Annotated in this window: 5 protein-coding genes; 1 reads left to right on the top strand and 4 read right to left on the bottom strand. The window is 71.1% G+C overall.

Features of this window, described 5'->3' with window-relative positions; all coding sequences use genetic code 11:
• From BZL64_RS31890 to BZL64_RS31880, 3 genes are all read right to left on the bottom strand, one after another.
• Nucleotides 1–533 (bottom strand): biotin/lipoyl-containing protein (locus BZL64_RS31890; protein ID WP_341868842.1); only part of this gene is annotated, 533 nt, incomplete at its 3' end.
• A gap of 59 nt (nt 534–592) precedes the next feature.
• Nucleotides 593–1,981, bottom strand: a complete 1,389-nt coding sequence (gene lpdA / locus BZL64_RS31885; RefSeq protein ID WP_086772611.1) for a dihydrolipoyl dehydrogenase — start codon at nt 1,979–1,981, stop codon at nt 593–595.
• 273 nt (nt 1,982–2,254) lie between these two features.
• Entirely contained in the window at nt 2,255–3,781 is a 1,527-nt protein-coding gene (locus BZL64_RS31880) for a leucyl aminopeptidase (protein WP_086772610.1), read from the bottom strand.
• A 334-nt stretch (nt 3,782–4,115) separates the two neighbouring features.
• Here BZL64_RS31880 and BZL64_RS31875 point away from each other — a divergent pair, with 334 nt between their 5' ends.
• Nucleotides 4,116–4,907, top strand: coding sequence for an endo alpha-1,4 polygalactosaminidase (locus BZL64_RS31875; RefSeq protein WP_086772609.1), 792 nt, complete (start codon nt 4,116–4,118; stop codon nt 4,905–4,907).
• Nucleotides 4,908–4,920: 13 nt separating this feature from the next.
• On the opposite strand, the gene BZL64_RS31870 is transcribed toward BZL64_RS31875, so the two are convergent.
• Nucleotides 4,921–5,052 (bottom strand): adenosylcobinamide-GDP ribazoletransferase (locus BZL64_RS31870; RefSeq protein ID WP_208639558.1); only part of this gene is annotated, 132 nt, incomplete at its 5' end.

The following is a 5,052-nucleotide window of genomic DNA, read 5'->3' as shown; positions in this document are numbered from 1 at the left end:
GGGATCTCGGTGTCGACCTTGTCCGTGGAGACCTCGAGCAGCGGCTCGTCGGCCTCGACGGAGTCGCCGACCGACTTCAGCCAGCGGGTGACGGTGCCCTCGGTGACGGACTCGCCGAGCGCGGGCAGGACGACGTCCGTGCCCTCGGCGGAGCCGGCGCCGGAGGCGGCCTCGGCGGTGGGAGCGGGGGCCGGGGCCGCCTGCTCGGTGGAGGGCTGGGCGGCCGCGGCCGGCTCGGGAGCCGGCGGGGCGACCTGCTCGGCGGCCGGCGCCGGGGCGGCGGCGGGGGCACCGGTGCCGTCGTCGATGACGGCCAGCTCGGCGCCGACCTCGACGGTCTCGTCCTCGGCGACCTTGATGGACGCCAGGATGCCGGCGGCGGGCGAGGGGATCTCGGTGTCGACCTTGTCGGTCGACACCTCGAGCAGCGGCTCGTCGGCCTCGACGCGCTCACCCTCGGCCTTCAGCCAGCGGGTGACAGTGCCCTCGGTGACGCTCTCGCCGAGCGCCGGAAGGGTTACGGAAACCGCCATGGTTTCTGTTGCTCCTTACGAATTGCGGAAGTCTGGATCGTCACTTCGTCGACCGAGGGTCAGTCGTGCGAGTGGAGCGGCTTGCCGGCCAGGGCCAGGTGGGCCTCGCCGAGCGCCTCGCTCTGCGTCGGGTGGGCGTGGATGAGCTGCGCGACCTCGGCCGGCAGGGCCTCCCAGTTGTAGATCAGCTGGGCTTCGCCGACCTGCTCGCCCATGCGGTCGCCGACCATGTGGACGCCGACCACGGCACCGTCCTTCACCTGGACGAGCTTGATCTCGCCCGAGGTGCCCAGGATCTTGCTCTTGCCGTTGCCCGCCAGGTTGTACTTCAGAGCGACGACCTTGTCCGCGCCGTAGATCTCCTTGGCCTTGGCCTCGGTGATGCCCACGGAGGCGACCTCGGGGTGGCAGTACGTCACCCGCGGGACACCGTCGTAGTCGATCGGGACGGTCTTCAGACCGGCCAGACGCTCCGCCACCAGGATGCCCTCGGCGAAGCCGACGTGCGCGAGCTGGAGCGTCGGGACGAGGTCGCCGACGGCGGAGATGGTGGGGACGTTCGTCCGCATGTACTCGTCGACCAGGACGTAGCCGCGGTCCATCGCGATGCCCTGCTCCTCGTAGCCGAGGCCGGCGGAGACGGGCCCGCGGCCCACCGCGACCAGCAGCAGCTCGGCCTCGAACTCCTTGCCGTCGGCCAGGGTGACCTTGACGCCGTCGGCGGTGTACTCGGCCTTCGAGAAGAAGGTGCCCAGGTTGAACTTGATGCCGCGCTTGCGGAACGCGCGCTCAAGAAGCTTGGAGGAGTTCTCGTCCTCGAGGGGCGCGAGGTGCTTGAGGCCCTCGACGATCGTGATGTCCGTACCGAAGGACTTCCACGCGGAGGCGAACTCCACGCCGATGACACCGCCGCCGAGGACGATCGCCGACTTCGGAACCCGGTCCAGGACGAGGGCGTGGTCGGAGGAGATGATGCGGTTGCCGTCGATCTCCAGACCCGGCAGCGACTTCGGCACGGAGCCGGTCGCCAGGAGCACGTGGCGGCCCTGGACACGCTGACCGTTCACGTCGACGGAGGTGGGGGAGGAGAGCCGGCCCTCACCCTCGATGTACGTCACCTTGCGGGAGGCGACGAGACCCTGGAGCCCCTTGTACAGGCCGGAGATCACGCCGTCCTTGTACTTGTGGACCCCGGCGATGTCGATGCCCTCGAAGGTGGCCTTGACGCCGAACTGCTCGCTCTCGCGGGCCTGGTCGGCGATCTCACCCGCGTGGAGCAGAGCCTTGGTGGGGATGCAACCCCGGTGCAGGCAGGTGCCGCCGACCTTGTCCTTCTCGATCAGGGCGACGTCCAGGCCCAGCTGCGCCCCGCGCAGGGCCGCGGCGTAACCGCCACTACCACCGCCGAGGATCACTAGGTCGAAAACGGTGCTGGCGTCGTTCGCCACGTCACGTCCTCCATGCATGTGCGCCGTACGCCGGTCTCCAGTGACCGGGCGGCGGCTGGTGTCCGGCCGCTCTTTCTTTCGGCCCTGTGGTGGGGGCCCTGTCCTGCCGAGGCCCATCTTCGCACCTGTGGGAGCCGAACGAGACGCCGGGCTGCGGTGTGAGACACCCCACGTGCACGCGCCCGGGGTGCGGGGCTGTGCCGATCTGCGGCTCCGCCGCGTGACCGCGGCGGGCCGAGTGATCAGTCGCACAGTCCCCGCACCCGGAAAGGACTAGCCGAGATCGCCCTCGGCGGTCAGCTCGGCCAGCCGGACCAGCGTCCGCACCGCCGTACCCGTGCCGCCCTTGGGCGTGTACCCGAACGGCCCGCCCTCGTTGAACGCGGGCCCCGCGATGTCCAGGTGCGCCCAGGTGATGCCCTCGCCCACGAACTCCCGCAGGAAGAGGCCGGCGACGAGACCGCCGCCCATGCGCTCACCCATGTTCGCGATGTCGGCGATCGGCGAGTCCATGCCCTTGCGCAGGTGGTCCGGGAGCGGCATCGGCCAGGCCGGCTCGCCGACCTCCTCGGCAGCCTCGTGCAGCGCGGAGCGGAACGCGTCGTCGTTCGCCATGATCCCGAACGTCCGGTTGCCCAGCGCCAGCATCATCGCGCCGGTCAGGGTCGCCACGTCCACGATGGCGTCCGGCTTCTCCTGGGAGGCGGCCCACAGGGCGTCGGCGAGGACCAGCCGGCCCTCGGCGTCGGTGTTGAGGACCTCGACCGTCTTGCCGCTGAACATGCGCAGCACGTCACCCGGGCGGGTGGCGGAGCCGGACGGCATGTTCTCGGCGAGCGCCAGCCAGCCGGTGACGTTGACGTCCAGGCCGAGCCGCGCGACGGCGACCACGGCGGCGAGGACCGCCGCCGCACCGCTCATGTCGCACTTCATCGTCTCGTTGTGCCCGGCCGGCTTGAGCGAGATGCCGCCCGAGTCGTAGGTGATGCCCTTGCCGACGAAGGCCAGGTGCTTCTTCGCCTTGGACGAGGTGTACGACAGCTTCACCAGGCGGGGGCCCGCCGCGGAACCGGCGCCGACGCCGAGGATGCCGCCGTAGCCGCCCTTGGTGAGGGCCTTCTCGTCGAGGATCTGCACCTTGATGCCGTGTTCCTTGGCCGCGGTCTGGGCGACTGCGGCGAAGGCCTCGGGGTCGAGGTCGTTCGGCGGGGTGTTGATGAGGTCGCGGGCGCGGTTGAGTTCCTCGGTGACGGCGGCGGCACGGGCGAGGGCCGCCTTGTGGGCGGCGTCGCGCGGCTTGCCGCCGAGCAGGGTGGCCTCGGCGAGCGGGCTCTTGCCCTTCTTCGCCTTGGCGTCCTTGTCCTGCTCCTTGTAGGCGTCGAAGGAGTAGGCGCCGAGCGCGACGCCCTCGGCGACCGCGCCGAGGTCGGCGGCGTCCGTCAGGGGCAGGGCGAACGCGGCCTTCTTGGAACCCGCGAGGGCGCGGGCGGCCACACCGGCGGCGCGGCGCAGCGCCTCGGCGTCGTAGGAGGCGTCCTTCTCGGGCTCCGAGCCCAGCCCCACCGCCAGCACGAGAGGCGTCTTGAAGCCGGCCGGGGCCGGCAGCTTCGTCACCTCGCCCTCGGCGCCGGCGGCACCGAGGGTTTCCAGGACGCCGGCGAGCCGGCCGTCGTAGGCCTTGTCCACGGCCTCGGCGCCGGGCGCTACTACGGGGCCGTCGGCGCCCTTGACGACACCGATCACGATCGCGTCGGCCCGGAGGCCGGGCGCCGCGGCGGTGCTGAGAGTGAGAGCAGTCACGGTGGTGATTTCTCGCTTCCGATGTGGAGTTGCTGTGGCCGATGTGTGGGTCGACCGGGCCCGACAGCCGACCCTAGGTCTGGACTGAGGGTGCGGTCGCTACCGGGGTGGGCCTCACCGGCGCGGCGTACCGGCGCGGCAACCCCGCAACGAGCGTACGCGTGCGTGAGCGTTCGCTCATGCACGGGAGCGTTCACCTGTCGGTGGCGTCGTGGCCACCCCCAGATCCTCGCATTCGACGGACGGGGGCACATCTCTCGGGTGCGGTCGGCCGCGGTGCCCGGCGGCGGGAGACCATGGGGGGAGCCGCCGTCGCCGAGCCTGGAGCCCCTCCGTGAGACGCCTGATCCTGCTGCCCGTCCTCCTGTTGCTGCTCGCGGGCTGCCAGCGGTCCTCGACCGCGCCGGACGACGGCCCGGCCGGGAAGGACCGCTGGCAGCCGCGCCCGGGCATCGGCTGGCAGTGGCAGTTGAGGGGGCGTCTGGACACCTCCGTCGACGTGCCGGTGTACGACATCGACGGCTTCGACCAGAGCGAGGCGGCCGTCGCCGGACTGCACGAGGACGGCCGCAAGGTCATCTGCTACCTGTCCACCGGCGCCTGGGAGGACTGGCGTCCGGACGCCGACGAGTTCCCGGAGTCGGTCCTGGGCGAGGGCAACGGCTGGGACGGCGAACGCTGGCTGGACATCCGCCGCACCGACGTCCTCGAACCCCTGATGGCGGCCCGTGTCGACATGTGCCGCGACAAGGGCTTCGACGCCGTCGAGCCGGACAACATGGACGGCTACCGCAACAGAACGGGCTTCCCCCTCACGGCCGCCGACCAGCTCCGCTACAACCGGCTGATCGCCGGACTCGCCCACGACCGGGGCCTGTCCGTCGGTTTGAAGAACGACCTCGACCAGATCCCCGAACTCGTCGACGACTTCGACTTCGCGGTCAACGAACAGTGCGCCCAGTACGGAGAGTGCGAGGCGACGACTGCGTTCGTCGAGGCGGGCAAGGCCGTCTTCCACGTCGAGTACGAACTTCCCACCAGCCGCTTCTGCGCCGACTCCCGCCGCCTGAAGCTGAGTTCCCTGCGCAAGACGTACGAACTCACGGCATGGCGCGAGGCCTGCTGAGCGGCCCGGTCGACTAGCCCAGGCAGAGCACGACCAGTGCCGTCGTGGCCGCCGTCTCCGCCAGGCCCCCGAACACGTCCCCGGTGATCCCGCCGAAGCGGCGCGTGCAGTGCCGCAGGAGCAGTTCGGCGGGATCACCGGGGAC

Origin of the sequence: Streptomyces bobili (genome assembly GCF_002154575.1) — a bacterium.
Taxonomy (GTDB): domain Bacteria; phylum Actinomycetota; class Actinomycetes; order Streptomycetales; family Streptomycetaceae; genus Streptomyces; species Streptomyces bobili.
The sequence above is the reverse complement of the archived record's forward strand: the minus strand, read 5'-3'. Positions and strand labels throughout refer to the sequence as shown.